This window comes from Phenylobacterium sp. (assembly GCF_030680185.1).
Classification (GTDB): Bacteria; Pseudomonadota; Alphaproteobacteria; order Caulobacterales; family Caulobacteraceae; genus Phenylobacterium.
The window spans coordinates 1-25,923 of record NZ_JAUXVZ010000016.1 but is presented as its reverse complement, the minus strand read 5'-3'; the positions used below and the strand labels follow the sequence as shown (position 1 = coordinate 25,923).

The window sequence follows — 25,923 nt, the reverse complement described above, 5'->3', positions numbered from 1 at the left end:
GTGGTCTTGCCCGACCCCGTGCCACCGACGATCAGCAGGTTCTCGCGCGCCTCAGCCGCGGCCCGGATGATCTCGGCCTGGGCGGCGCTCATCATGCCGCCCTCGACATAGTCGTCCAGGGTGAACACCACCTCAGGCCGCTTGCGGATCGCAAAGGCCGGTCGCGCCACGACCGGCATGAAGGCGCCCTGAAACCGCTCGCCGGTCTCCGGCAGGGTCGCACTGACCCGGGGACGGTCGCGGGTGACCACCTCGCCCGCGTGGTCGGCGAGCAGCCGCAGGATCCGATCCGCGTCCGCCGCCGCCAGCAGTTGGCCCGTCCAGGAGCGGCCCTCCCCAATGCGGTCGATCCAGATCTTGCCGTCCGGATTGACCATCACCTCGACCACCAGGCGGTCGGCCAGGGCCTCGGCGATCACCGGCCCCATGGCCTGGCGCAGGGCGGCGACCTTGCGGTCGAGGACAACAGGATGTCGTTCGGTCATGGGGCGCTCACGCAAACGGAGGGGTCAAAGGCTGCCATCGTCGTCATCGGCCCGTAGAGCAGCGACAGGGGCCATGGTCAGGTAGTCAGCGGCCAACACCGCCTCGGGTGCGCCCGGGGCCTCTGCAGGCCCCTCAGCGCCGCTGTAGTGGGGCTTGGGCACGCGGACGCCGGCGAAGGGCTCAAGCGGCGCGCAGACGGCCCTGACGCCCCGCCAATCGATGCTGGCGGGCCCCGGCAGGTCAGCGGCCCCTGGCCGCTGCTCATAGGCCGCCGGAACGCCGTGAAAGTAGTCGCCGGTCCGCGCCTTGAAGAACGGCTCTTCATAGTAGCGGATCTTATCGGCCAGGATCGGCTTGGTGTTGTTGACGAACAGGAACTGCTTGCGGTCGTCCAGGCTCCGCACGTCCTCCTCCGACAGGATGTAGCGCTGCTGCTCCGACTGCGAGGTCGACCGGTGCGCCCGCCCGAACAGGCTGCGCGGGTCGCTGTAGCTCTCCCGCATCTCCAGCGCCTTGCCGGCGCGGCGCGTGACCTTCTCGATGCTCGTCGGCTCCGACGTCGCGAAGGTCGCGGTGATGTGCATGTTGTCGAATAACGGCGTTTTGTCACCGTACTTGGAGAACACGTCGTTGAAGCTCTGACAGACTAGGTGGGCGGTGATCCCGTAGCCGGCCATCTCGCCCATGGCGTTCTCCAGGAACGGCAAACTGCCGAGCTTGGGAAACTCGTCGAGCAACAGCAGTAGACGATGGCGCTTGCGCCGCCGCCGGCTGTCATAGTGCTCATGCTCCATCAGGCTGTTCACGCTTTGGCGGATGAACACCCGCACGAGGAAGGCCAGGCGGTCGGCATGGGCCTGAGGCGTGATCAGGTAGAAGGTCACCGGCGCCTCGGCGCAGACCAAGTCGCCGATCGAGAAGTCGGACCAGCTGGTGGCGTACTCGACCAGGGGATCGGCCCACAAGGACAGCGATGCGCGGCAGGTGGCCAGCACATTGGACTTCACCCGCTCGTCCATGCCGGCCAGCGCCGTCGCGCCCAGTTTCACCTCGGGATGGATCTCCGGGATCGGGGCGCCGTCCTCGTCACGCGCCAGCCCATCGGCCGCGTGATAGTCCGGCCGATGCCGGTGATGGGTGTGCAGCATGGCGTGCAGGGTCGGCTCGATATCGATCAGCAGCCGGCGAACCTGGGCGAGGTTCTTGAGCTCGTCGGACTCGCTGTAGAGCACGTGCAGGATCACCGCCGTGAAGAAGTCGGTGGCGCTCTGGTCCCAGAAGTTCAGGTCGCCGGCCTTGCGGCCCAACGGGTCGACCAGGATGCCGACCACGTTCTGGATGTCGGCGATCTCCATCGGCCCCTTGCGGACCTCGAACAGCGGATTCCAGCGCACCGTGTTGGGATCGGTCGGGGCGAAGTAGAAGACGTGGCTGAACGTCCTCCGATGATCGGCGGTGATGTGCCAAAGCTCGCCCTTGCGGTCATAGACGAAGGCGCTCTCCGGCCAGGCCACCAAGGTCGGCACGACATGGCCGGCCCCCTTCCCGCTTCGCGAGGCGCCGACGATGATCGCGTGCTCAGGTCCACCATAAGTCAGGTAGCGGCCTTTGAACCTTCCCAGCACCCGGCCCCGAATCTGCCCGCCCTGCCCGAACAGCTTGGCCCGCGCGACGTCCGCCAGATCCGCCCAGGCGTCGCGGCCAAACGCCTTGGGCGCGCGCGACGAACCGCGGGTCGCAAGCGCCACCAAAAGGATCGGCGCCAGAGCGACGGCGAGCCCCACCAGGCCCGCCCCGTCGAACAGGCGCGGATAGCGCGGCTGCAGGGCCGGATACCACTGCGCAAAGGCCCACGGCCGATAGAGGCGCACCGGACCGACATCGGCCCAGCCCGGCCCCAGCGCGGCGGCGTAGTGCAGGCCGTGCGCCGCCTGTTGGGTCGCCCAGCCCAGGCCGAGCAGGATCGCCAACAGTGCGATCGGCAGCACCAGGGTGAGGCGTTGGGATGTGCTCATGGGGACCTCACCGACCCGGAAGGATGCCGCGGCCAATGGTCTGGCCCAGGGAACGGTTGACGCGCTCGACGGCCAGCGCCCGGGCCTGCGCCGGGTAGCGCATCAAGGCGGCGCGCGCGGGGCCGCCGACCTCGCGGATGAACCGTGTTTCGTCCGGCAGGCGGGACGGAACCTGCAGCTCCTTCTGGCCGAGCGCCTGGGCAACCCGCAGGTCGTTATAGGCCCGCGTGGCCCCCTCGATGCGCTTGTCGATCCGCTTGATCTTGCGCTCCAGCGTGCGCCGCTGGCGGGCGACGTCAGCGGCTCGTTCCAGCTGCGGGCCGCGTCGGCTGGCGACATAGGTCTGGCCGGCCGGAGAGGCGATCCACGCCGCCCGCACCTGCACTGCGATCTCGGCCCGTTTCATCGCCCGGCGCACCCGTGCGATGGCATTCAGCTCGGCGTGTTTGGCCCAGATCATCCGCGCCGGATTGCGGATCCACTGCACCAATGCGAGCCGACGCTGCCGCACCTTTGTGACCCGCTCTTCGGTCTGCCGAAGCCGAAGTTTCGCGGCCGCCAATTCGGCGCGGGCCGGCTGTAGAAGTTCGCGCTCCAGACCCCGCGCGCTGTCGATCTTGGGCAGGGTGAGCGCCGCGCGTTCCGCGGCCCAACGGTCCCGCTCGGTGACCATCCGCGCGCGCATCTGCTCAGCCTCGGTCGTCAGTTTCGACACCGGGACCGCGATCACCGGCGCCTGGGTCACCAGCCGGTCGGCGGTCGCCTGGAAGTCGCTCCGAAGCTCCTTGCGCTTGGCGTTGTGGGCGTTGGTGTCGCGGTTCTGTTGACCGCGTTCCGAGGCGATGTCCTTGCGTTCCAGCGCGCTCGCCGTCGGGCCCAGATGCACCCCTGGTTCGCGATCCGAACCCTGCTCCGCCAGCGACAGATGCGAGACCTGCGGAGCGTCCGGACCAAGGTGCCGCCGCAGGTGTTCGTTCTGGATGTCCGCCCAAGCCGAGCGCCATTCCCGCAGGGCTCTTGGGCTCCACCACTCCGCCGGCTTTTTGCCGAAACCGGCCGGTCCGACCGACCGCGTCGTGACCAGGATGTGGGCGTGAAAATTACGCTCGTCACCTTCCTTTCCGGGACGGTGCATCGCCACGTCGGCGACCATCCCGCGCGCCACCAGCTGCTCAGCGACAAAGGCCTCAACCAGAGCCCGGCGCTGGGCGAAATCCAGCTCGTGCGGTAGCGACACCAAGAGCTCCCTCGCGGGCACGGCGTCCTTGCGCTTCTCGGCGTCCTCAGCGGCGTTCCATAGAGTCTGCCGATCACCGAACGCCGCCGGCGCATCGGCCGGCGCCATGATCGCCGCGAACTCGATGTCGCCTTTCGCTCCGAAGTCGAACTCCATCGCCAGACGCTCGTCGATGAGCCGGTCGCCGGAGCGATAGGCAGCGGCCGCCACGGCGGAGCGACCGGCCGACCTCTGAATGGTCTGAACCTCTAGTCGGTACTGGGCCATGCGCCCTCCCCTGGCTGCGCCGTCACCTGGGTCCCTGCCGGGATCGCTAAGGGCTGCGCCCTTGGCTCAAGGCTTCCTTCGGATCGAAGCGAGGAAGGGCCTTGAGGGTGTCGGGCGAGGCCTGACTGCAGGGTTGGTGGGCGCAGCACATCCAACCCGTAACTGCGCCCTTGTGACGAAATACGAGAAACCACGGCATAGACCGATTTGCACTTTAGTGGCAGCATTACGCCGTTTCGTGCTTTTTCATCATCGAAAGGCCGCACCATGGCCAAGGTCGACAAGCGCCGGCGGAACGCCCGTCCGTCCAAGTACAAGCCCCGCTCCCCCGACCAGCTAGCCCGCAAACGCGAGCTCTGGGCGGCCCGGTCAAGCGACCGCGAACGGGCTAAACGGACCGATGAGGAAGCCGCCCTCATTGAGCGTTTGGCGGAGCTGGAGACGGCGCTGCGAGAGGCGGGCCAGGACGGAATACATAAGCAGCGGCACGTCACCCCGCTTGAAGACATCGAGGATGACGCCAAGCGTTTCCACGTGCTCAAGGCGCGCGTCGAACGGCTTGAAGCGCTCTGGTCGATCAACAAACGCAGACGCGAAACACGTGGCAAAATCATCATTGGCGGCGCCCTGCTGGCCGAGGCAGGCGACGCGCATTTCGCAGGCGACGACGAGCTTCTGGCGCGCCTAGTCGATATCCTCGACCGGCGTGTAGAACGGGTTCGCGACCGCCTGACCGTGCGCGAACTTCTGGGCGATGTGCCCCTGCCCTTGCGGCCTGGCGGCGACCTGAATGAAGACGCACAGTCAGCGCTCCAGGCCGCCGGAGAGCCCCTGCCGGACTTCGATCTGATGGCCGAATCTGCCCTCGCTCAGGAAGCCGGCGGGGAGCTGCTGCCGAGCGAAGTCGACCCGGACTACGCCGACCTCGACCCGGCTTGGCGGGCCGCCTGATCATCGGTCTTCTCCGGCCGCCAGGCCCGGGCCGTCCACGAAGATGGAGCGGCCGGGGTCGGCGACTTTCGTCGCGCGCATAGCCCCCTGCCCTGCCGCTTCCGGGGCTGGGCTGGAGACTGCGCTCGGGTCTTGCGCAGCGCGATTGTCGCCGACGAAGATCGCCCCGCCGGCGGACTGCCAGGCCGCTGCTGAGGAAGATCCACGAGGGGTCGACGAGGGCTTGGCGGAACGCGTGCCCCTCCCCCCGGCCGAGCGCACATCGACATAGAAGCTATGGGCGCCGATCACGGCCGAAGGCCCCGTTCCGCCGAAGTTTACGAGGCCCTCGGAGACCTCGCCGCGGGTCGCCCGGTCCGCCACGATTTGCGGGTTCTGGAAGAAGCGCGCCCCGTTGGTGAGATCAGGTAGGCGACCCTCAAGAGCGAGATTGAGAATGGTCTCGATCCGCGCCCGCTGCGCGACTGTGGAGGCCGGCAGGCGACGCCAGTCGCCGCCGACCCGCATCACCGGCTCGAACTGGCCTCGGGCATTGACCACGGCCTCGACCGTGGCGCCCCATCGCCCGTCCTGGACCCGGTTGAGGATCGTGTAGACGACGGCGGCCAGGCCGCTGTCGCCCTGATTACCGGCCTCGGCGAAGGCGACCCGGGTGATCGCTTCGCGCGCGTCCGGGCCGGCCACGAGGGGAGCAAGACCGCTCCGCGTCAAAGGCGGCGCCATCACCGCCGAGGCGGGCGCGGGAGGCGGGCAATTGACGCCCGCGGGCAAAGGTTGGGCGCTCTGTCCGCGCGCGAGAAGCAGGCACAATCCCGCCAGGGCAGCCGGGTCCATCAACGGTCTCCAGGGTGGGAAAGCGACAGGGTCACCGGCCGGAACACACCGACGATTTCGGCGCGGTTTACCGGGCCGAAGTAGCGACTGTCGAAGCTGTTGGGGATGCGGTCGGAGAAGACAAACACTTCGCCGTCGTGAAGCCGGCGGCAGCCGTTCCAACGCGGCAGGACAGCGCCGCGGCGATCCTTGTTCAGGATCGGGGCGCGCACCTGTCCATTGATCACCAACCGGCCGTCGCCCGTGCAGACCTGGTCGCCGGACACGGCGGCGACGGACTTCAAAACCGGGACCCGGCGCAGGTAGTTCATATCCCCGTCTGCGTAGGGAAAAGCGGCCGCTGGCGCGGGAAATGCGACCAGCGCGCCGACCCTCACCGGCTCGGCCTGTCGCACATAAAGCCCCTCCGGCTCACTGGCCGTTCGGTTCCACAAGAGCAGCGGACGAGCGCCCCCGGCCGTGGCCATCGACAGTGCGCTGATGAGCGCGGCCCCGCCGCCCAGGACGCAGGCCAACGGCGTCCAACGCGGGGCTGTAGGAGTGAGAAACATCAGGTGGGACCGGCGCAGCCAAAACGAGCCGAAGGCTCGGCAGGGCTTGCGGCCACGATGTGGCTCATGCCCGGCGATTGTGGGCTTAACGGGCGCCTAGCCGGTCACTGATACCCCGACAAACGGGGCGAGTTGCCCATGGGCAACTTGTCGGGAAATCTCGCTAGGAGGCGAGATCCACGAGGGTGGAAGGGAAAAGTTGCCCATGGGCAACTAGGCCTTCGGACGGACCCGATCGAGCTCGCGGGCGAAGGCGGCCTGGAAGTCCGCGTTGCTCGCTTCGGCGTCCAGCGACAGTTCGAGCACGACCCGTTTGGCGCCCTTGCGCGCCAGGGTGAACAGGGTCGCGCCAGCGTCATTGTTCACGCTCACGACGCCCTTGGCGGACGGCTTCTTCGCTGGCGCTGAGAATGCGGTCGCCTTGACCAGCAGGGTCACGACCTTGGCGGGGTCAAGCAACCCCTTCCCGCTCGCCACCGCCGCCGCCTGCACGCCGGCCAGACGCTTGGCTTCCGCCATCACCTTCGGACGCGAAGCATCGTCGGCCAGCAGGGGTTTCAGCGTCCGGGCATGGCGCTCCTTCAGCTGGCGCGGATCGCCGAACGCGTCGACGACGTCGGTCGGCAGCTTGCCGAGGTCCAGGAAGCGCGAGAGCCAGGCCTTGGGCACTTCCAGCCGTTCGGCCATGCGCTGCGCGACACCGCCGTAGAAGGTCTCGACCGCATGGCGGTAATCGAGCGCGCGCTCGTAGTCGCTGATGTCTTGGCGGGCGCGGTTCTCGACGTCGGCCAGGCGGAAGGCCTGCTCGTCGGTGAGCTCGCGCTCCTCGATCAGGTAGCGGATCTCGCGATGCTCGACATTGCGCAAGTAGCTGACCGACCAATGCCGGCGCGCGCCGCTGATGACCTCGTAATCGAAGGCCGGGTCGTCCTCGACCCGCCGCACAATCGCAGGAAACTCTTGCTCGCCCTGGGACCGCAGGCTCTCCAGCAGATCGGCGCAAGACGCCTCGTTGAGCAGGTCGTAGCGGCGATTGTGACGGCTCCACATCCGGCAACGGGCCGGATCGACGAGCTTGAGGGTCTTTTCCTTGACGTCCCCGGACGTCACCCGCGCCAGCCCTGTCAGGCGGGTGCTCAGACGCTCGGTCGCGGGCGAGCCGCGCTCAACGGTCGGGGTTTCAGTGACCGGAGCCACCAAGCCCGCGAGGATGGAGCGGTTCTTGCCTGTTGTGGATGCCATGACCGCCCTCCCCTATCCTAGTCCAAGCCGACGAAGCTCCGGCCGATGGCTCGGCCAGGCTTTGCGAATCAGCAGTTCGATCTCGCCGTTGAGGCGATCCAGATTGTTGCGGCAGCGCTCATAGGTCTTGGTCGCCGGACCGCTCAGCTCATAGACGGTGCGCAGCTGGACGTTGGCGTTGTCGATCTCGGCGGAGTCGAGCAGCGAGGCCGACAGCATGTCGGCGCCGAACACTGCCTCCATCATCTCCCGGATCTGCGTGTGGGCGCTCTTGCCCTCATCAACCTTGGTCGCGACAACGCGCAGGAAATGGTAGCCCCGGGCGCCCAGGTGGTTCTGCATCACCTCGAGCGTCTCGACGATCATCCGCAGGAAGTGCGCCGTCGAGGCGAAGTCGACCGTCGAGGGCGGCGTCGGGATCAGCAGCGCATTGGCGGCGCGCAGCACGGCCAGCGAAAGCATGCCCAGCGCCGGCGGCGGATCGAGTAGGACCACGTCGTAGTCCCCGGCCATACTTTCAACGCCGCGACGCAGACGGTCGAGCGCGTCCGGATTGCCGCGAAGCCGTGCCGCGGCCTCGTATTCGGCCTGGTATAACCCAAGGTTCGCAGGCACCAGGTCGATGCCTGGCCAGGCGGTGGACCGCAGGGCATACTTCAGGTCGGGTTCGCCGCCATGGCGGAAGAAGGGGAGGAGGGTCTCCTCGTCGTCGATGTCGATGTCGGGGTTGAAGCCGAAGATCGTCGTGGTGCTCGCCTGGCTGTCGCAGTCGATCACCGCCACCCGGTAGCCCTTCAACGCCAGGAATTGGGCGACGTGGCAGGTCAGCGTGCTCTTGCCGACCCCACCCTTGAAGTTCTGCACCGCCAGGACGATGGGCGGATCGTCAGGCCCACGCCGGGGGCGTGTGCCGAAGACGTCGCGCATGTGATTGACCTCGGACAGGCTGTAGCCTTCCCGGCGCCCGGTCGAGCTCAGGCGGGGGGCGGGGAGACGTCCGTCGGCTTCGGCCTGCCGTATGGCTTCTGAAGTCCGCCCGACCATCTCGGCCGCCTTGGTGACCGTGAACCGCAGGTCGACGATTTTCTGCTCCCCCGGTGCAAATACCGTGGCGCGAAGGCGGGTGATGACGTCATGCGCCCGGTCGCTGAGCGCCGACATGGCGGCAAGCAGGACGGGGCCGGAAGCGGTGCTTTCAGCTAGGGCTTGCTTCGCCATGGTCCGCCTCCTTTGCAAATATCCGACATCATGTCTGGAATTTGCCAAGTTTTCGGTCGGATACAATGAAGAAAGGGTTAACAGCGCGCCGAGCCTGAACCCTCTAGGTTCAAGGCGACGGCAAGCCAGCCTGTCCGCCCCACCCCGTTAGAAGATATCTTAGGGATAAGGTTAGACAGAGTTAGGCGCCGCAACGGGGTCGGAAAAGCCAGTCCCCACAAAGGGTTTTCAAATCGGCCGGTCACCGAAACCCCGAGGGGAGGGTCACCGATCCCCCGGCAAGACGGTCATCGATCCCCCGTGGAAAAGGTCACCGATCCCCCGAGGGCGGAACCCGGCGCTTCTCAAACATCGCATCGACCTGCAAGGCCCGGGCGTCCTCGCGCTCACGGCGGGACGAATCGGCGGCGAGTCGCTCGAGATCGGCCTTGATGGCGGCGCGCTCGGCGGCGTCGCGCCGCACGAAATGAATCGCCTGGGAATTGTCGGCGGTGTTGACGAAGCTGAGGTCGTATTCCGGCAGATCGTTGGCGGTGACGATCCGCTTGAGCAGGTAGTTAAACTGCTTCAGCGGGCTCTCGCTTCCGGTCTTGTCGTGCAGCACGCTCACCCGACAGGTCCAGCCACCGGGCTGGTCGCCGGCGTGCTTGCGGGCGATGCGATAGATGGCGCGCTCGACCCCGCCCGCCAGCGCGAAATAGTCCGGATGCAGGGTCAGCAGGGAACGATCCTTGATCACCCCCTCATAGACCCAGTTGGACAGGGTCAGGCTGAGCCCTTTGGGCGCGCCGGTGACCGGATCCGATTCCAGCACCCACTCGTCGAGCCAGCCGAACTGCGCCTTGGTGTTGCGCTTCGAGCCGCGGATCGAGGTCTGGATCGTGGTGGCTTCGAGACGCTGCAGCGCCGCCTGCAGCTCCTTGTAGCCCTTGCCCCCGGTATCGCGCTTGATCGCCTTCAGCAGGTCGTAGCTGGTGGTGTGCAGGGTGCGCGGCAGGTCGTTGACGCCCTGCTCGCGCATCTGGTTGATCCGGGAGGTCGCCCAGATGAGGATGTCGGCGTCCCAGATGGTGGCGATGCCGAAAGCCGGGTTGGCGCTGACATGCACCCAGACCTCGCCGTCGGGGCTGGTGTATTCGATCGGCTTCAGCCGCTTGCGTTTGCTCAGCGAAAAGAACGGCCGCTCCATCACCTCCCGCTGGTCTTTAAGCGGCAGGCTGCTCATCCGAGGGATGAAGAGATCGAACTCCTGTTGTCGAATCGCGCGCTTGGACATCTTGGGCGCCACCATGCTCATTTGTGAGAGGGAAGGGTAGGGGAGGGCGCGCCAGGGCGGCCTCAGACCGGAAAGTTGCCCATGGGCAACTTCATCCGGATCCACCCCAAAAATGCCCTTCCTTTGAGGCCTTTGCGGGCCCGCCCGGCGACCGGACGGGCCTGCCGAAGGCTAGTCCTCGTCGGCCGCTTCCTGCCGATCAAGGGACTTCAGCTCGTGCTGCGGGGTGGCGACCACCACCTTGGAGAAGAACCGCTCCTGGCCGCCCTGGTCGGTGTAGCGGTCGTGGCGGATTTCGCCTTCGACGAACACCTTGGAGCCCTTGGGAAGATGGCGGCCTTCCAGCCAGCCGACCGTGCCCTGGTTCCAGATCTCCACCTGGTGCCAGGTGGTGTAGTCTTTCCGATCGCCGTCCTTTTTGGTGTAGCGGTTGGTGGCGACCCGCAGGGTGGCGACCTTCTTGCCGCCCGAGACGGTGCGGATTTCAGCGTCGGCGCCGGTGAAGCCGATGAGTTGAACCTTGTTGAGCATCACGTTTCTCCAATCGACCGCCGGGAAGAGCCCCGGCGGCTCGCGGTCCCTGCCGCGATCACGCGACCTGCAGGGCCGGGCAAAGGGGCCGGGCCAAAGCCCGCGGGGGGTGGAAACCGGCCTGCACAGAGCGCAGCGGCGGAAGGCCGGAGGGTCCGCACCCCGCGCCTCGCACGCGAGGTCGGCTTTGACACGGATCCGCCCGGCCTAGGTTCGTGGGATTGATCGCGGGGGACCGCAGCCCGCCGGATGTTTGCTCGGGGTATTGGTGACCGGCCTCAACGTTGAACCGGCCCCACGCACGCCAGCGTGTTCCCAGTCTCGAGAGCCTTAGGTCCCGCCGCCGGCGAGCACCTCCGCTCTCCAGATGGTGCCGCGCTCAAGGGGTCCACGAGGAGGGCAGGGTGATCTAGGCACCGGGCGCACGGCGCGTCCTCGGCTGATCACCCAGGCGACAGTTCAGAGATCTGGCGCTATCGTGCCCTTGTGACTGAACGCACACCTCCAGTTCCTGCGGACAAAGCCGACTGCCCTTCGCCGGTCGTGAAGCTGGTCGCAAGGTCGCCGGCTGAAGTCAGCCAAGGTGCGGGCCTAGGCCGCGTGTTGTCCCCTAAGGAGGCTCAGGCGCGACTGGACGCCTACGCGACGCCCGCCAAGGGTAACGATTAGGCGGATCGATCCTGCCGGCCTCGCAGGACGGTGACGCTCAAAGCGCGTCCCAAAGCCGCCGCCCACCGCGACGCGCATAGTCTTCGGTCAATCGGTCGAGTTCAGCCGCCAAGTCAGCTTCGCTGAGGGCGTGGTTTTCCAGGCGCATTGTGTGGTCGATTCGAGCGAGCCGCGCTTCGGCGACGACTCGAGCCCGGTCATGAACCATGTCAGCCAGCGGCCGGTTCGGCACGAGGACGTAGTGCAAGGTGCAGTCCAGCGCCTCGGCAGCCTTTTGCAGGCCCGCCAAAGTGAGCGTCCCTGCGATCTCACCCTGCTCAAGCGCGACCACGGTTGAATGGCTCTTGCCCAGGCGCGCCCCGAACTGTCGGACGGTCAGGCCAAGCGCGTCGCGGATCGCGCGCACCCATCCCTTGGGCGGACGAGGCGACAAGGCCGCGACATCCAGGGCGGAAAACTTCCGGTCCAAGTGTCGACGCGCGAGGGCTGAAGTATCGGATTGGTTCGACATAATGAACCATAACCGGTCGATTTGGTCGAGTATAGTCAACCACTTGCAAGAGATATGGATGATCATGTCTGACCGCGCGGCGCCAGGAGCGCCGCGCGGCCGCCGTCAGTGGCGGGTCTTGCGATTGTCGTGCAGCAAGGTGTGGAAGTGGGCGATGGCCGCGGCCTCAAGCTCGAACGGCGTGGCGCTGCGCTCTTCCTGACGGTCCAGCTCCTCGGCGATCGCCAAGACGTCCCAGCACTCGGCGACCACGTACCAGCTGCCGGTGTCATAGAAGTCATGGGCGTGTTGGAAAACCGCTTGCGCCATCGCCATCGTCGTCATTGTCGTCTCCCGCTTTGCTGCCGGATCGGCGGGCTCGTTCCCGCGATCTCGCGACCGGGTAGGGCGGGGAATAGGGCAGGGGACAGGGTCGGGGCCGATGGAAACCGGCCTGCAGCGCAGCGAAGGCCGTGAGGGTCCGTCGGCCCCGCCTCGCCTTCGGCGAGGTCGCCTTGGCCCCTAACCGGCCCGCCCTAGGGTCGTGAGCTGGATCGCGGACGAGCCCGCTTCGGCGGCGCCCATCTGGGAGACGACCTTCGATGTTGCGGTGACGTGCGGGGATCACACCCCCTCGAGGCCCCTTGGCAACTTGCCGTTGGAGCGCCCTAAGCCCGGGCGACAGGCACCTCGTCCAGGCGCGTCGTATAGCGCGGCGTCCGCCACTCGGCTTTCTGCGTCCAGCGCGTGCGGCCCGTGGTCGCCCCGATCACCACGCTGCCGCGCCCAAACCGGCGGTTCGAGGCGTCCAGCGCCGCCATCAGCCGCCCTGATCGCGCCGGATCCTTCGCCGCCAGCAGGCTTGCCTGCACCTGACCTGCGGGAACTAGGCCCTCGCAGAGGACGCCGGCCTTGCTGTAGCGATACCCGTCCCGCCAGGCCTGGCGCGCCGCCTGCCGCGCGCCGGCGACGAGCTCGGTGCTGTCGGCCGTAGCTTCCAGGAAGGTGACGGCGCCACTGGCGCTGTGATGCGGCCCCGCGCCAAAGGGATTGGTGTGCATGAACACCGACAGCCGCGGGGCGACAACGCCATTGCGGCGCAACTTCTCACCTACCCGGCTGGCGAAGCTCGCGACCGCCTGCAGCAAGTCGCCTAAGTCCGTGATCGGCTGGCCAAAGCTTCGGGTCACCGCGCACCCCTTGCGGCCCGCCGGAACCTCGTCCCACGACAGACAGGTCTGGGCGCGCAGCTCCAGTACCAGGCGCTCGCCCACGACGCTGAGCACGGCGCGGGCCTGACGCGGATCGAGGTCACGCAGTTGGCCGGCCGTGGTCACCCCCATGGCCGTCAGCCGAGCGGCATAGGCCGGGCCCACGCCCCAGACGTCGCCAACGGGCAGATCGTCCAGGGCCGCGGCGCGCACCTGCGGGTCGCTCAGATCGCAAACGCCGTCCAGCGCCAGCGTGCGCTTGGCCAGGTGGTTAGCCACCTTGGCCAGGGTCTTGGTGGGACCAAGCCCGACACATGTCGGAATCCCGGTCCACTGGCGGACCGTCGCGCGCAAGGCGCGGGCGTGACCGACCGGATCGGCGAGACCGCTGAAATCGAGGAAGCTCTCGTCAATGCTGTAGACGACGACCTCGGGCGCGAAGCGCTCATAGACGGCGTTCACGCGCCGGCTCATGTCGCCATAGAGAACGTAGTTCGACGACAGGGCCGTGACCCGTTCGCGGGCGCAAAGCTCGCGGACCTTGAAATAGGGATCGCCCATCTTGAGGCCGATCGCCTTGGCCTCGGGGCTGCGCGCGATGATGTTGCCGTCATTGGACGACAGCACCACGGTCGGTCGTCCTTCCAGGCGCGGATCGAAGACCCGCTCGCACGAGACGTAGAAGCAATTGCCGTCGCTCAGCGCGATCACCGGCCTCATCGGCTCGGCCGATGCGCGCGCAGGGACCAAGCGACCACGCCCCAGATGCTGATTTCACTGTGCGGGTCCGGCGCGAAGGGCGGCGACAGGGGATTGTCATGGCTGAGGGTCGGCCGGCCGGCGACATAGGCGAGGCGCTTGACCGTCGGCTCGCCGTCGACGACAGCGACCACCACGTCGCCGGAGACAGGGGCCAGCGAGCGGTCGCAGACCAGGTAGTCGCCGTCCAGGATGGTCGGCGTCATGCAGTCTCCGGACGCACGCCACAGAAAGGTAGCGGCGGGGTTAGTGACGACCAGGCGACTGACATCGATGGCGTCTTCGATCCAGTCGTCGGCCGGGCTTGGGAATCCGCAGCAAATGCGAAAGCCCACGAGGGGGAGGGGAAGGGGAAGACCGATGACAACAGGACGCATGAGACCTCGAAAGCCTGCCGACACGGGGGCAGGCGGCGAGGTCGAGAACATAAGTAGAACATTTGCGCCCCGGCAAGGGGGCATCGCGCCTGTCCACAGACCGCCAACAGACAAATGGGCGTGACCGCGCCAGCGGCCACGCCCTGCGGGGTCAACCGCGGGTCTTCACTGGAAGGTGGCGGATGCCTCGTTCAGCGGCCTTTTGACCGAGATTGAGGGCGGGTCCGAAGGGCTGCAGTGACGCCCCGCGAGCGCCGTTCAGGGTGTTCGCCAGGGTCAGGACACAGACCGGTTCGAGGGCGATCAATTCGTCATTGGCCCGGAAGGGGGCGGCGCGGCCGTTCTTGTCGAAGTCGGCCTTGGCGAGCACCAGGGTGACCGCCTTCTGCTTGGCCCACTTGATGGCGATCTTCTCCCCGCCCTTGGCCCCTGTCGTCGCCAACGCCATGTCCGGCCATTGGGCCTGGGCCCAGTTCAGCGCATCGAAGATGCGATGGGCGTCGTCCTCGGTGTCGGCTTGCGGCGCGGCGCGGAACGCGACGATGGTGGCGCCAGGGTCAGTCGCGGCGTGCTTGCGAGCCTTGGCGGTCCGCAGGGCGTCGCGCGCGTCGATCTGGGCGGCAGTCAGGCGCGAGGCCTTCACATGTCCCTTCCAAGGGGACCACACCTCGCCGGTCGCCGTGGTGTAGCTCGCCGCAGCGGCGTCTCGCACGAACTCCAAGGCCAGGCAGGCGACGTCGGCGGCGCGGGCTTTTCGGGTGGCGTCCTGCATCTCGGTGTCAGCGATCTCGGAGCCGTCGAAGTCCCGGCTCAGCCGGTTGAGCTCGTCCCTGGCCCGATCCGCGTCCCGTTCGATGCGTTGGGCGGCCGAGTGAAACGCCCCGATGAGCGTCTCGCAGATGATGGCCTGGAAATCCTCGAGTGCGGTCTCGCCAAAGACATCGAGGGTCTCGGTCAGCACCGCATGACCCAACTGGATCAAAGCATCCTCGTGAGGGTGGGGCCGGGGGTCATCCAGGGTCAGAGCCTGCGCTTCGAAGTGGGTGAGCGCGCCGGTCAGCGGCGCGAAGGCGGAGGAGGGCATGAGGGAGATCCTTGTCGGAGTGGGGTTCTGAGCCCGTCGGCTCGACGACCGCCCAGCGCCGACGGCTGGGGACGCCCACAAGGGCTTTGAGCGGAGCGTCCCTTGTGGGGGGCGCCAGACGGTGGCGAGGTCTCAAGAGCCGGAGGACTCCAGGACCGCAGCACCGCCGACACCAACCGTTTGCCGCCTCGGCTTCAGCGTTTGGCACTGCCACGCACCACCCGTCCGCCCATGCGCTCAGGCGTGACTGCGCCCCGCCTTCCGCTCGATGAGGTAGACGCGGTCCTTGAGCTTGGGGATGCGGTAAAGGCCGCCCAACTCGCTGCGATAGACGAGACCGCCGCGCTTGCGTCCAGGCAAAGAGACCACCTCGAAGCGGGAGAACGTCCGGCCGTCTCGAAACAACAGCGGCTCGGCCAGCACGACGACATCACCAGGCTTGGGTGTCGGCTTGGCGGCGCGCCCAGCCCGAAGGGCCAAACCCGACCGGCACCGCTCGCGCCAAGCCAGGGCGTTGGTGTTGTCGGTCGCCGTCAGCAGGTCGAGAATGCGCGCAGGGCAGTCGGACTCGCACGGGCCCATGGATTCGGACATGTCTTTGTAGCCGAACACCAAGCCTTCCCGGTCGCGGGGGTTATGGCGCACCAGGCACACCAAGCCCCAGACCTCCCGCACCTCCGTTCCGGCGCTGATCCATTCGACGGCGGCGTAGTAGGTGCGCCGTCCGAACACACTTGAGGCCAGCACGCGAGAACGGCCGGTGTGCCGGTCGTAGGTAAATTGCGCATCGAGATAGGCTTTGGGGGTCGCGTGCCCCTCCAGCGAGCGCATGTAGAGCCAGCCCATGGCGGCCTCCTTGCAAGATGATGGGAAAGGCCGGCTTCAGGCGGCCAAGTCGGCGACCGCAGCCTGGGCGCTGAACGCCAGCAGATAGTCGACGGCCCGTTGGGCATGGCCGGACGCTTCGAGAAGGGCCGAGGGACGATGCCGCAGGATTTTCGCCCAGTGGCCAAGATAGGCCGCATGGCTGTCCAGCAGCTGCGGTGCGAGCCCGATGCGTAGACCGAGCGCCGCCGCGCCGATCTCGGCGACCAGTTCTTCGAAGGCGTAGGCCTCGTCGCCGAAGCGTTTGCCGAAGGTGCGATCCAACCGATGAGCCGCGCCCGACCAGTGCAGCTGCTCGTGCGCCTTGGTGGCCAGGAAGTCGTCGGGCGTGTCGAAGGCTTCAGGAAGGGGAAGCCGGATCAGATCCAGCGCCGGCACATAGCAGGGCGTCCCGCGGCCAAATTCCACCCGAGCCGGGATCGCATCCAGCACGGCGTTGCGCGCTGCCGCGCGGGCGGCCGGATCGGGTTCGACGACGTTGAGATATTGCTGCGGACAGTCTGTCAGCTGCTCGGCGTTGAACACGCTATAGGTCTTCAAGTAGCGCAGGATGCGAGGATCGCCGGTGTCGTCGGCCGGCCCCACGTCGGCTCCATCGGCGGGATCACCCACCATCCGGGTCTTGTAGAGGATCGCGGGCGAGCCCTTCTCACCCTTGGCCACAGGGGCATTGATCGAAAGCGCCTGGCGGAAGGTGAACCAGTAGGGCGAGCGATAGCCGCGCAGCGCGCCCGCGAAGGCGAGAAGCCAGGCGTTGCTGCCGCTGAAGGGCTCACCGGTCGCGCGTAGTGGCGCCTTGGGATCGGCGCTGGCCTTCCAGGCCTGGCGCCACGGCGGCACGCCAGCCTCGATGCGGGCGATGATGTCATTCATCAGGTCGTTGAGGGGGTTGGACATGGGAACCTCGGGCTCGCCCCCGGGCCAATCCCGGAGCGCTTGCCCGCTCCGTCCCTTCCTCCAGCCCTTTGCCCGCCAGGCCGCCGGCATGGAAAGAGCCGCCGGCGGATCACCGGCGGCTCCCTCATCCCAGATCTGCTAGGCCGCGGCCGGCAGGATCGTCTGGGCCGGCCAGCGATCGAGGATCTCGCTCAGCACGTCGGGTCGATCGGTTGGCACAAAGACGCGCGGCGTGTAGGCGATGATCTCAACGAAGCAACCAAGCGCCACGAAGCTGGTGCGCTGAGCCCCCGCCCCGACGATCTCCAGCCGCCAGCGGTCCATCACCTTGGCCCGGCGCAGCCACAGCCCGCCGCTCAAGGCCACGGAGGCTCCCTCCGAAAGGACCAGCCGGGTGGCCGCCTCGCCATCACCTACGGCGCTGGCGGTGTCAGTCAGCCCCAGCGCTATCTTCAGGGGCGTGACCTGGGCCGGGTCCAGAAGACGGCCAAGCCAACGGCGCCCATCAGGCGCCTTCAGCCGTCGCACCGAGGTCCGCTTGTCAGGCAGGCTGCTCCAGATCGGCAACAGCAAACCCGCCACCAACACGAGCTCGCGGGTGACCCACGGGTCCGCCGCCCCCAATTCGGCGTCCCAGGCCGCGCGCCAGGCGGCCTCGTCCGTCCCCTCCCACGCCGATTCCTCATAGGCCTTCAGCGGCGCGACGCTGCGCTTCTCAGGCCGGATCAGACGGACCGCCGGCACGAGCCGGTCGTCGTCGTTGGTCGTGGTCAGGCCCTGAACGACCAAGGCCGCGCGGCCGGACTTCGAATTGACGGCGAACACCCGTGCTTCCGGATCGGTCTCAGCCAAAGCTGTCTCGGCGCTCATCAGCGCGCGGGCCGTGCGCACTTGGAAGCGCAGCAGACGGGTTTCCGCCCCGGTCACCGCATCCGTGCGGATGACCTCTTCGTCGAGCACCGACAGGTCGTCGGCGACGATGTCCTCCATCCCCCGGTCGAGCGCTCCGGAGGCCGCCGCGCGCTCTAGGATGCTGGTCAGGATCTCGTCGAACGCCGAGAACAGGCTGTTCTGATCGGCGATGCGAAGGGCGAGCAGCCGATTGAGGAAGGTGTTCATCGCCGGCATGTCGTCAGACGCCCGCAGCTCGCCGTCGCCGTCCATCAAGCGCAGGCCGGTCTTGGCCTCGAAGGTCTCCCGGTCCATCGCCTCGACGTTGCCGAAGTGCAGCGCGACGTAGAAGGCCTGCAGCGCGCGGTGCGCCCAAGGGCTTTCGAGATTGTCCTCGGCCCGGAACAGGCCGTTGCCCGCTGTCCGGCGCTCGCCCCGGGTCAGGGCGCCCAGGCTGTCGAGCCGCCGCGCAATGGTCGACAAAAACCGTTTCTCGCCGTGGATGTCCGTGGTCACCGGTCGAAACAGCGGCGCAACGGCCTGGTTGGTGCGGTGCGAGCGGCCTAGGCCCTGGATCGCCGCATCGGCTCGCCAGCCCGGCTCGACCAGATAGTGGACCCGGCGCTGCTGGTTGGGGACGCCCAGATCGGCGTGATAGCTGCGCCCGGTCCCGCCCGCGTCGGAGAACACCAACACGCGCTTCTTGCCGCTCATGAAGGCGTCGGTCTCGGCCTTGGCGGCCGAGGCGCTGCGCCGCTCGACCACGCGGCGGCCATCGCGGTGGATCACCCGTCGGCTGCGCCCGGTGATCTCAGCGACCTGCTCAGGACCCAGCGCCTCGAGCACGGCGTCCAGCACGCCCGGCACTGCCGGCAGGCAGGCCAGATGGGTCACCAGTTCGTCGCGCAGTCGCAGAGCCGCCTGGCTGACGACAGGCGCGCCATCGACCATCACCGGGACCATGGTGACGTTACCGTCCTCGTCCTCGACCGCGTCCATCGCCATGATCGGGAAGGCCCCCATCAGATAGTCGAGCACTTGATCCTTTGGCGTCAGATCGACGGCGAGGTTGTTCCACTCCTCCGGCGGGATCTCGGCCAGCCGCCGCTCCATGACCGCCTCATTGGTCGAAACCACCTGGACGATGGCCGAGCGACCGGCCGCCAGGTCGTTGCGGATCGAAGCCACGAGGGACGGCGCCTTCAGGCCGGCCAGCAGATGGCCGAAGAAGCGCAGTTTGGAGCCCTCAAAGGCCGACATTACGGCCGACGCCGCCTGGCCGCTCTTGGGCTTGCCGTCTTCGGTGACCCCAACCGCCTCCAGCGCGGCGCGCAGATTGTGGTGGATCAGCTGGTAGGCGTCGGCCCAAGCGTCCCAGATGCCGGTGTCGTCGGCGCTCAGTGGATGACGCAGGGCGTCGTACTCCACGCCATCGAACGACAGCGAGCGGGCGATGTAGAGACCCATCGCCTTCAGCTCCCGGGCGATCAACTCCATCACGGCCACACCGCCGGTCTCGACGGCGTCCATGAACGCCTCCCGGGTCGGGAACGGCGCATCCGGGCCGCCCCACAGGCCCAGCCGCGCGGCATAGGCCAGGTTCTCCGGAGTCGTGGCGCCCGTCGCCGAGACATAGAGGATGCGGGCGTCGGGCAGCCGGTTCTGCAGGGCCAAGCCCGCCATGCCCTGCTGCGAGGCCTTCTTGGGCCCCCGCGCGCCTTTCGCGCCGCCAGCGGCGTTGGCCATGGCGTGAGCCTCGTCGAAGACGATGACGCCGTCGAAGTCCGCCCCCAGCCAAGCGACGATCTGATCGAGCCGCGACGCCCGGTCGCCGCGCGCCGGCTGGCGCAAGGTGGCGTAGGTGGTGAACAGGATGCCGCGATCGAGGCGAATGGCGTCGGCCTGCTTCCAGGCCGATTGCGGGGTCAGGTCGCTGGCCGCGCCGCCGATGGCGGTCCAATCGCGACGGGCGTCCTCCAACAGAGCGTCGTTTTTGGACAGCCACACGGCGCGGGTCCGCCCCTGCGAAAGGTTGTCGGCGATGACGCCGGCAATCTGGCGGCCCTTACCGCAGCCGGTGCCGTCGCCAAGGAAGAACCCGCGCCGGAAACTGACCGCGTCCGGGGTGTCCTCTCCCACCAGGATCACCTGGTGCGGCGCGTCACCGAGCCGCCAGCGGCCGGGCAGCAGGGTGGCGTGCGCCTCGCCGGCATAGATCACCGTCTCCAGCTGCGCGTCCGAGACCAGGCCCTGGTCTGTAATCTTGGCGGGCAGGATCGGCCGGTAGGTCGGCGCCGGCGGCGCGACCGAGGCCATGGGGCCAGATTCCACGAGGGGGGAGGGGTGGGGACGGCCCTCCGGGAAGCCGATGCGGCCCAGCCGGTATGCTTGGTAGAGGCCGACATCGTGTCCCTCGCCCGACCACGCCTTGGTCACGTAAGCGAGGGGGGCCGTCGTCGCCAGAAAGGCAAGGCGGTTCGATGGGGTCGCCAGGGCGCGGGCCCGCGGCGCCAGGATGGCGACGTTGGAGACGGCCCGGAACTGGCGGGGCTGGGCGCTCGGGCGCGGCGCCACGGCGCCCGCCGCCCGGGCCGCATCGGCCAAGGTCTCGGCCGCGATCACCGGAGCGGTCTCGCCAGCCTGGCCCCGGTCCACAACCAGCAGTCCGGTCTCGACGGAAGTCCCGTGCTTGGCGTAGGCGCGGGGCGGGAAGGCCAGACGCAGGACGACCGCGCCCCGCGCCGCCAGACGGCGCATGGCTGCGGCATCCTCGAACAGCCGCGTCGGGACGATCGCCGAGAGTCGCCCGCCGTCGGCCAAGGTGTCGAGGGCGGCATGCAGGTGGTCTTCCAGCACCTGGAAGGGCGGGTTGGCGACGACCGCGTGGAAGTTGCCGGACGCGGGCAGGATGTCTTTCAGATGCCGGGCGTCATGGGCGCTGCGAGCAGCCAGGGGAAACAATCCCTCCAGGATCGCGCCGCGTTGATCGGCGATCTCATTCAGGGTCACGCATCCGCCGCAGGCCTCGGCCAGCACGGCCAAAAGGCCATTGCCGGCGGACGGCTCCAGGACCTGGTCGCCCGGCCGGATTTGGGCTGCCAGCACCGCCAGGGCGCCCAACTGCGGCGGCGTCGAGAACTGGTCCAGCGCGACCTGCTCTTCACTGCGCCGCGTGTGGGTGAGGCCCAGGTCGGCGAGGTTGGCCAGCAAGGCGCAGATCTCGGCCGGCGCATCTTCCAGCCGACTGATCTGCGGCGACAGGCGACGCAACTGCAGGACCAAAGCGGCCTCGACGGCGTCATAGGCGTCGCGCCAGATCCACGCGCCTTCGGCGTCGGAGCCGCCGAAGGCCATGGTCATGGTGTTGGCCACCAGCCGGCGGTCGAGCGCCCGAGAGCGGTTCAGCTGCGGGGTCAGGGCCCGGGCGGCGGCCAGGACGTTGGCGGCCTTGTGTGACGCCGGATCAGCGGCGGCTGTCGGGGCGAAGAGGGGGAGCATGGCGTTCATGACGGGGTTTCCGCTCACCCGCGGCGGAGGGCGCCTCCCTCCAGTCCCGACGGGCTCGCCCGTCCACCCCCTGCCTTGATCCTTTCGGGGCATAGCGAGAGCCCCCGCCGATGGGACGGGGGCTCTCGTGGATCAGGCCGCGATGGCGTCGGCGAGCGGCTCTGCCTCCGCTTCCCCTTCCGCCTCGGGTCCAGCCAAGCTGTCGACTTCAGCGTCTCCAGCGTCCTCGTCAGCCCGGGCCCCGTCGTCGGCCTCGTCGAGCGCCGCCGGGCGATCCCAGGACAGCACCGCCGGCGCCCACTGCCGTTCGGCCGCCGCCTCGGCGACAAACGTCACCAGGGCGTCCTTCTTGAGGGTCTTGGCGCGGTCGTCTTCCACCTCCAGCTCGTCCAGCATCGCCAGCAGCTGGGCCTTTGAATGGACCGCCAGATAGGCCTCGTCCGGCGTCCAGTGGGCCGAGATGTCCGCGCCGCACAGGGCCGCGATCTCGGCCGCCTCGGCCCGAGCGCCGTGACGAAGAAGGCTGGTGCGGGCTTCGCGGATGTTGAGGGACACCGCCGTCAGCTCAGCCAGCAAGGCCATCTTCTCCCCGTGGGGCAGGGTCTCAACCCAGGTGATCGGCCGCAGCCCCGAGGCGCGATAGGCCTCGCGTCGGGCGTCCAGCCGGCCGCGCACCTCCCCGTCCAGCGCCGCGATCGGGGCCTGGGATCCGCGCTGATAGCGGGTGGCGGCGATCTGCGAGGCCGAACCATCGAGCGCCCCGCTGGAATGCAGGGCCAACTGCTTGAAGAGCTGGGCGACCAGGACCGTCAGCGCGGCGCTTGGATCATCGGCCAAGTCACGGATCAGACCGCGGGTGGCCACGTCAGTGCGGGTCTCATGCAGGACGTGACTGGCGCCCTCGACCTCCACATCCGCGCGGGGAACTTCCACGTCGTTGGAGGCCCCGCCAAACCGACCGCCGGTCGACACCTCGTCGTCCTCGGCTTCCTCTTCCTGCGGCAGATCCTCGATGGGGAGAGGGACCGAGAAGAAGGTCGCCGCCAGGCCGTGCCCATCCGACGGGGTGAGCAGCACCGCACCGATCTTGCTGCGGGTCAGCACCGCGCCCGCCGTCACGCCGAAGGCGCTCACCAGGGGCGCAAGCTGGGCAGGCGCCTCTTCCGTAGACGGATCAAGATCCTGCAAAGCGCTCTCGAGTTGGGTGACCTGATAGCGGGCGTCGGACAGGGCCGTCTTCTGGCCCTCGTCCAGATCACGCTCCCAGACATGCGGGAGACGGAAGAAGCCGTCCGGCGCGCTGTAACCGGCCTCCCGAGCGACATACACGGCCAGGCCTTCGGCCTTCAGGTGGTCGACGATCGGCTGCACGCGCTCGCGCCAGGCGCCCTGCAGGACCTCCGGATCAAGCAGGTAGTCGGGGTATTCGCCGAACAGGTCGGAGGCCACCCGGCCGCCGGCGGCCAGATAGCGATCCATGCCGACCAGGGTGAAGCGGTCGTCCTCGACCGTCGCGCGGTCATGCTCGACGACGGCGCGCAGCTGATAGTCCTGGAAGTAGCCGTCGAGCGCGGTCTGGGCGATCTCGGCCTGCTGCTTCTTGTCGGGCAGGCGGGCGAACAGGCGGACCTGCTTCAATGTCAGTCGCCCCTGCCGCAGCGCCTTCAGCACCGTCGGATGGACGGCGGCCAGGGCCTCCAGGCGCTTGATTTCCAGCTCGGCGTAGCCGAGCGCGGTCGAGATCGCCTGGGTGTCCATCTTCGCCTTCCGCAGCTTGCCGATGGCGGTGATGACGTCGGCGATGTGGACCGGCGCATGCTCAGTGTTCGGCAGCACGATGGCCGCGGCCTGCTGGGCCGGGGTCTCGGCCAGCAGGCAGTCGATGCGGTAGTCGTCGTCGATCTCGCCGCGCTCGCGCAGCAGGATCAGGCCAAAGCGCCGGCGACGGCCATCGAGCGCCATAAACAGGGCCTCGCCCTTGCGCCCCGGACGCACGATCGGCGGGATGACCACGCCGGCGGCCAGCAGGGTGTCGGCCAGCTGCGGCACGCCGTCATCGGCCGGCTCCTGGAAGCGAAGGTTTTCCTTGGCGAGGCCAAGGTCGCCGAGGCGCACTTGGATGCGGCTCATGGCGACCGGCGAGGTGGGGGATTGATCGGTCATCGGGGTCTAGCTCCTCGCGCCTGGGCGAGGGACATCCTGCCCCTGGGCGCACCCGCCCGATCCCTTCCTCCCTCCTTTTGGAATTCAGCTCAGGACCGGGTCCAGGAGCCCCGCGGCTTCCGCCTCATTCCAATCCCCAAAGCCGTCAGGCGGCAGCGCGACACGCGCCTTCAGGCCCGCAGCCGCCAGGCCCGCCCTCAGCTGTTCGGCCGACGCCTCGCCGTCGACGCCGCGATCGGCGGCGATCAGCACCTCGCGCACGCCCTGCGGCGGGCGCCAGTGGCGCAGATTGCGCGTCGACATCAGCGCCCAGGCCGGCAGGCCGAAGCGCGCACTGGCCGACAGGGTGGTGAAAAGCCCTTCGCCGACCAGCATCTGTGACGCGGCCGCATCGATGCGCACCGCGCAGTTGGCCGGCGAAGGACCCACGGTCTTGCGGCTGAGCCGCAGATCGATCGCCCGCCGGGCGTTGGGCGCCAGATAGGTGACCTCGACAGCAGTGAACGCGCCGTCCTTGTCGCTGATCGCCGCCAGCAGGGCCGGACGGTGATGGCGCGTCTCGGTGTAGGCCGAGACCGGCGTCTGCCCGCCGTGGCGCAGCACGTCGGGGCCGGGCAGGGGGCGGCTGACGCTCCGCTGGGCGCAATGTCGCGCCGACAGCGTCCCACCCAACGGCCTGCCGGCCTCCCAGATCCGCAAGGCGGCCTGGCGGCGTTCCAATCCGGTCGCTGCGCCGGCGGCCTGAGCCCGGCGCGACTGCGAGAGGCTGGTCGGCGCATTGTGCGCATCGACCAGGCCTTCGCCGCGCAGGTAGTCGAGCACGTCCTTCCAGTCGCCGTCGCCGAAGGTATGGACGATCACCCGGCCTTCTTGCAGCAGCAGCGAGACCGAACGGTCGGCGGCGCTATGGCCGGGCGCAGGAATATTCGCCCGCAGGCCTCGATCATAGAGATCGCCGCCCAGGGCCTGGACGATGGGTCGCAAGGACATGGGTCGATCCTCCTTTGTCCCTCAAGGGTCGCCTGAAGGCTCCCTTTCTCCACCCTTCCGCCGCGCCGCAGGCCGGCCCAAATCTTCAGGGGCGTTGCGGGGACCTCCCCGCTAGAGGGGGTAGGCGCTCAAGGCCTGCCTTTGCGACTCAGGGGGAGGGCGCTCCCCCCCGCCTCGCGCACGACAAAATCCACACGCCGATGTTGGCCCACTGCACAGGTCTCAACGAAGACGTTCAAAATTACGACGCCAGCCCGGCAAAACCGGGCGGACATTGACGCACACGCCTAAGGTCGCCCGCGACAGCACAGTGCTTTTCTGCCAAGTTAAGCACGATTGAAGGGGAGCAGGCTTTGCCGCAGCAGATGATGGCTGAACGGGAGACAGAGACGGACGCCCGCGAGGAGGCCTGGGTCATCGCGACCAACCCGGACTTCCCGATCCGTGCCCGCAACGTCAATTGGTTCCTGGAACGCGGCGGCTCGATCAAGGAAGTCCGACTCACCGAATCGGAAACCGGCGAATGGAGCGTCTGGCTGCGCCTGGCTGGCCGCTCGGGCGAACACCGCCTGGCCATGTTCAAGTCCGACGAACCGCGCGTCTATCGCGACGTCGCCCGCGCCATCGCAATGTGCCGTGATGACTTCGGCTACTTCGGACCCATCACGCTCTCAACTGATCGGCAGCCCGCTGGCAGCCAAACTCCGGCTCAATCACCACTCGATGACCGATCCTGATTAATGGCCCAGGTTCGGACATGCCCGGTGAGAAACAGCCGATAGCGTTTGTGAAGACCGGCCGGTCGGCTAACCGCTAGCTAGCTCCACCACACAAGCCTCAAAACGGGATTTCGTCATCAAGGTCCAAAGGCGCTGGTTGGGCGGGTTGAGGCGCCGGTATGGGAGCCACGGCAGGCGCCGGAACAGCCGGCGCGGCCGCCAGGGGCCGAACGGGAGCCGCTCGCGGGTGAGCCTTCCGTTTGGTCCAGAACGCCTGGAAGCCCGGCCCCTTCGAGTCGGGCGGATGGCTGGGCGGATGGATGAACATCGGCACGGGCGCTGGAAGATCCGGGCCGATCACGACCGCCTCGCCCGGGGCCAGCATTGGGATAAACTGGGCGGCGCCGCGGTCTAGGTCTCCACAGGCTCTCTCCACCGTCTCCCGATCCTGGTCGTTTGTCAGGCGGTGGACGAAAAGTGTACCGAGCTGGCTGAGGACGTCGGCTGGCACGTCCCGCGGCCGTTGTGTCGCTAGCTGTAGCGGCGCGCAATAGTGAACGGCTCGACGCGAGATACAAGGCGTGTTTCGACGCATATTAGCTGAGACGTCTGTGCCTACTCGGCGCACATTGTGTGCGACTGAAACCACAATGGTTGAGACCGACGCGCGCTA

General features: G+C 68.0%; 21 protein-coding genes. 2 read left to right on the top strand and 19 right to left on the bottom strand.

The annotated features are described in order from the left end of the window. The 3 genes from Q8L83_RS03530 to mobQ all read right to left on the bottom strand — a co-directional run. Positions 1-485 (bottom strand): ATPase, T2SS/T4P/T4SS family (locus tag Q8L83_RS03530; protein WP_305284766.1); only part of this gene is annotated, 485 nt, incomplete at its 3' end. A 24-nt stretch (positions 486-509) separates the two neighbouring features. Further along, a complete protein-coding gene (locus tag Q8L83_RS03525; RefSeq protein WP_305284765.1) occupies positions 510-2,501 on the bottom strand; it encodes a type IV secretory system conjugative DNA transfer family protein in 1,992 nt (663 codons plus the stop codon). A gap of 7 nt (positions 2,502-2,508) precedes the next feature. Then, positions 2,509-4,005, bottom strand: coding sequence for a MobQ family relaxase (mobQ, locus tag Q8L83_RS03520; RefSeq protein ID WP_305284764.1), 1,497 nt, complete (start codon positions 4,003-4,005; stop codon positions 2,509-2,511). Positions 4,006-4,272: 267 nt separating this feature from the next. Here mobQ and Q8L83_RS03515 point away from each other — a divergent pair, with 267 nt between their 5' ends. After that, positions 4,273-4,956 (top strand): hypothetical protein, encoded by a 684-nt coding sequence (locus Q8L83_RS03515; RefSeq protein ID WP_305284763.1) that lies wholly within the window; start codon positions 4,273-4,275, stop codon positions 4,954-4,956. On the opposite strand, the gene Q8L83_RS03510 is transcribed toward Q8L83_RS03515, so the two are convergent. From Q8L83_RS03510 to Q8L83_RS03435, 16 genes are all read right to left on the bottom strand, one after another. Then, a complete protein-coding gene (locus tag Q8L83_RS03510; RefSeq protein WP_305284762.1) occupies positions 4,957-5,640 on the bottom strand; it encodes a cell wall hydrolase in 684 nt (227 codons plus the stop codon). Positions 5,641-5,789: 149 nt separating this feature from the next. Then, the gene (locus Q8L83_RS03505; protein ID WP_305284761.1) at positions 5,790-6,305 is read right to left on the bottom strand and encodes a S26 family signal peptidase; all 516 of its coding nucleotides are present in this window, start codon (positions 6,303-6,305) and stop codon (positions 5,790-5,792) included. Between the two features lie 249 nt (positions 6,306-6,554). After that, positions 6,555-7,538: a ParB/RepB/Spo0J family partition protein gene (locus Q8L83_RS03500; protein WP_305284760.1), complete on the bottom strand. Its 984-nt coding sequence runs from the start codon at positions 7,536-7,538 to the stop codon at positions 6,555-6,557. 57 nt (positions 7,539-7,595) lie between these two features. Further along, the gene (locus Q8L83_RS03495) at positions 7,596-8,801 is read right to left on the bottom strand and encodes an AAA family ATPase (RefSeq protein ID WP_305284759.1); all 1,206 of its coding nucleotides are present in this window, start codon (positions 8,799-8,801) and stop codon (positions 7,596-7,598) included. A gap of 310 nt (positions 8,802-9,111) precedes the next feature. Further along, positions 9,112-10,077 carry a replication initiator protein A gene (locus Q8L83_RS03490; protein ID WP_305284758.1) on the bottom strand — a complete coding sequence of 322 codons (966 nt, stop codon included), beginning with the start codon at positions 10,075-10,077 and terminating at the stop codon, positions 9,112-9,114. A 171-nt stretch (positions 10,078-10,248) separates the two neighbouring features. Further along, a complete protein-coding gene (locus Q8L83_RS03485) occupies positions 10,249-10,608 on the bottom strand; it encodes a single-stranded DNA-binding protein (RefSeq protein ID WP_305284757.1) in 360 nt (119 codons plus the stop codon). Between the two features lie 706 nt (positions 10,609-11,314). After that, positions 11,315-11,854, bottom strand: coding sequence for a mobile mystery protein A (locus Q8L83_RS03480; protein WP_305284756.1), 540 nt, complete (start codon positions 11,852-11,854; stop codon positions 11,315-11,317). A 39-nt stretch (positions 11,855-11,893) separates the two neighbouring features. Then, positions 11,894-12,112, bottom strand: coding sequence for a hypothetical protein (locus Q8L83_RS03475; RefSeq protein WP_305284755.1), 219 nt, complete (start codon positions 12,110-12,112; stop codon positions 11,894-11,896). A 323-nt stretch (positions 12,113-12,435) separates the two neighbouring features. Beyond that, complete coding sequence (locus tag Q8L83_RS03470) at positions 12,436-13,689, bottom strand: Y-family DNA polymerase (protein WP_305284754.1); 1,254 nt, start codon at positions 13,687-13,689, stop codon at positions 12,436-12,438. Between the two features lie 5 nt (positions 13,690-13,694). Beyond that, on the bottom strand, positions 13,695-14,114 hold the full coding sequence (locus Q8L83_RS03465; protein WP_305284753.1) for a LexA family transcriptional regulator: 420 nt from the start codon (positions 14,112-14,114) through the stop codon (positions 13,695-13,697). Positions 14,115-14,265: 151 nt separating this feature from the next. Further along, a complete protein-coding gene (locus tag Q8L83_RS03460) occupies positions 14,266-15,198 on the bottom strand; it encodes a DUF2493 domain-containing protein (RefSeq protein ID WP_293498227.1) in 933 nt (310 codons plus the stop codon). Positions 15,199-15,435: 237 nt separating this feature from the next. After that, positions 15,436-16,044 (bottom strand): hypothetical protein, encoded by a 609-nt coding sequence (locus tag Q8L83_RS03455; protein ID WP_305284752.1) that lies wholly within the window; start codon positions 16,042-16,044, stop codon positions 15,436-15,438. A gap of 36 nt (positions 16,045-16,080) precedes the next feature. Then, entirely contained in the window at positions 16,081-16,980 is a 900-nt protein-coding gene (locus Q8L83_RS03450; RefSeq protein ID WP_305284751.1) for an ArdC family protein, read from the bottom strand. A gap of 138 nt (positions 16,981-17,118) precedes the next feature. Continuing rightward, on the bottom strand, positions 17,119-21,378 hold the full coding sequence (locus tag Q8L83_RS03445) for a bifunctional class I SAM-dependent methyltransferase/DEAD/DEAH box helicase (RefSeq protein ID WP_305284750.1): 4,260 nt from the start codon (positions 21,376-21,378) through the stop codon (positions 17,119-17,121). 132 nt (positions 21,379-21,510) lie between these two features. Then, positions 21,511-23,541 (bottom strand): chromosome partitioning protein ParB, encoded by a 2,031-nt coding sequence (locus Q8L83_RS03440; protein WP_305284749.1) that lies wholly within the window; start codon positions 23,539-23,541, stop codon positions 21,511-21,513. A gap of 84 nt (positions 23,542-23,625) precedes the next feature. Beyond that, a complete protein-coding gene (locus Q8L83_RS03435; RefSeq protein WP_305284748.1) occupies positions 23,626-24,531 on the bottom strand; it encodes a toprim domain-containing protein in 906 nt (301 codons plus the stop codon). A 353-nt stretch (positions 24,532-24,884) separates the two neighbouring features. Between Q8L83_RS03435 and Q8L83_RS03430 the strand changes: the two genes are divergently transcribed. Continuing rightward, positions 24,885-25,268, top strand: a complete 384-nt coding sequence (locus Q8L83_RS03430; protein ID WP_305284747.1) for a hypothetical protein — start codon at positions 24,885-24,887, stop codon at positions 25,266-25,268. Positions 25,269-25,923: the final 655 nt, after the last annotated feature.

What these genes read in the sequence shown, in the direction of transcription:
- Q8L83_RS03435 (WP_305284748.1), bottom strand. Translation starts at nt 24,531, where the DNA reads ATGTCCTTGCGACCCATCGTCCAGGCCCTGGGCGGCGATCTCTATGAT.
- Q8L83_RS03480 (WP_305284756.1), bottom strand. Translation starts at nt 11,854, where the DNA reads ATGATCATCCATATCTCTTGCAAGTGGTTGACTATACTCGACCAAATC.
- Q8L83_RS03440 (WP_305284749.1), bottom strand. Translation starts at nt 23,541, where the DNA reads ATGACCGATCAATCCCCCACCTCGCCGGTCGCCATGAGCCGCATCCAA.
- Q8L83_RS03450 (WP_305284751.1), bottom strand. Translation starts at nt 16,980, where the DNA reads ATGTCCAACCCCCTCAACGACCTGATGAATGACATCATCGCCCGCATC.
- Q8L83_RS03455 (WP_305284752.1), bottom strand. Translation starts at nt 16,044, where the DNA reads ATGGGCTGGCTCTACATGCGCTCGCTGGAGGGGCACGCGACCCCCAAA.
- Q8L83_RS03460 (WP_293498227.1), bottom strand. Translation starts at nt 15,198, where the DNA reads ATGCCCTCCTCCGCCTTCGCGCCGCTGACCGGCGCGCTCACCCACTTC.
- Q8L83_RS03490 (WP_305284758.1), bottom strand. Translation starts at nt 10,077, where the DNA reads ATGTCCAAGCGCGCGATTCGACAACAGGAGTTCGATCTCTTCATCCCT.
- Q8L83_RS03465 (WP_305284753.1), bottom strand. Translation starts at nt 14,114, where the DNA reads ATGCGTCCTGTTGTCATCGGTCTTCCCCTTCCCCTCCCCCTCGTGGGC.
- Q8L83_RS03485 (WP_305284757.1), bottom strand. Translation starts at nt 10,608, where the DNA reads ATGCTCAACAAGGTTCAACTCATCGGCTTCACCGGCGCCGACGCTGAA.
- Q8L83_RS03515 (WP_305284763.1), top strand. Translation starts at nt 4,273, where the DNA reads ATGGCCAAGGTCGACAAGCGCCGGCGGAACGCCCGTCCGTCCAAGTAC.
- Q8L83_RS03525 (WP_305284765.1), bottom strand. Translation starts at nt 2,501, where the DNA reads ATGAGCACATCCCAACGCCTCACCCTGGTGCTGCCGATCGCACTGTTG.
- Q8L83_RS03495 (WP_305284759.1), bottom strand. Translation starts at nt 8,801, where the DNA reads ATGGCGAAGCAAGCCCTAGCTGAAAGCACCGCTTCCGGCCCCGTCCTG.
- Q8L83_RS03445 (WP_305284750.1), bottom strand. Translation starts at nt 21,378, where the DNA reads ATGAACGCCATGCTCCCCCTCTTCGCCCCGACAGCCGCCGCTGATCCG.
- Q8L83_RS03475 (WP_305284755.1), bottom strand. Translation starts at nt 12,112, where the DNA reads ATGACGACGATGGCGATGGCGCAAGCGGTTTTCCAACACGCCCATGAC.
- mobQ (WP_305284764.1), bottom strand. Translation starts at nt 4,005, where the DNA reads ATGGCCCAGTACCGACTAGAGGTTCAGACCATTCAGAGGTCGGCCGGT.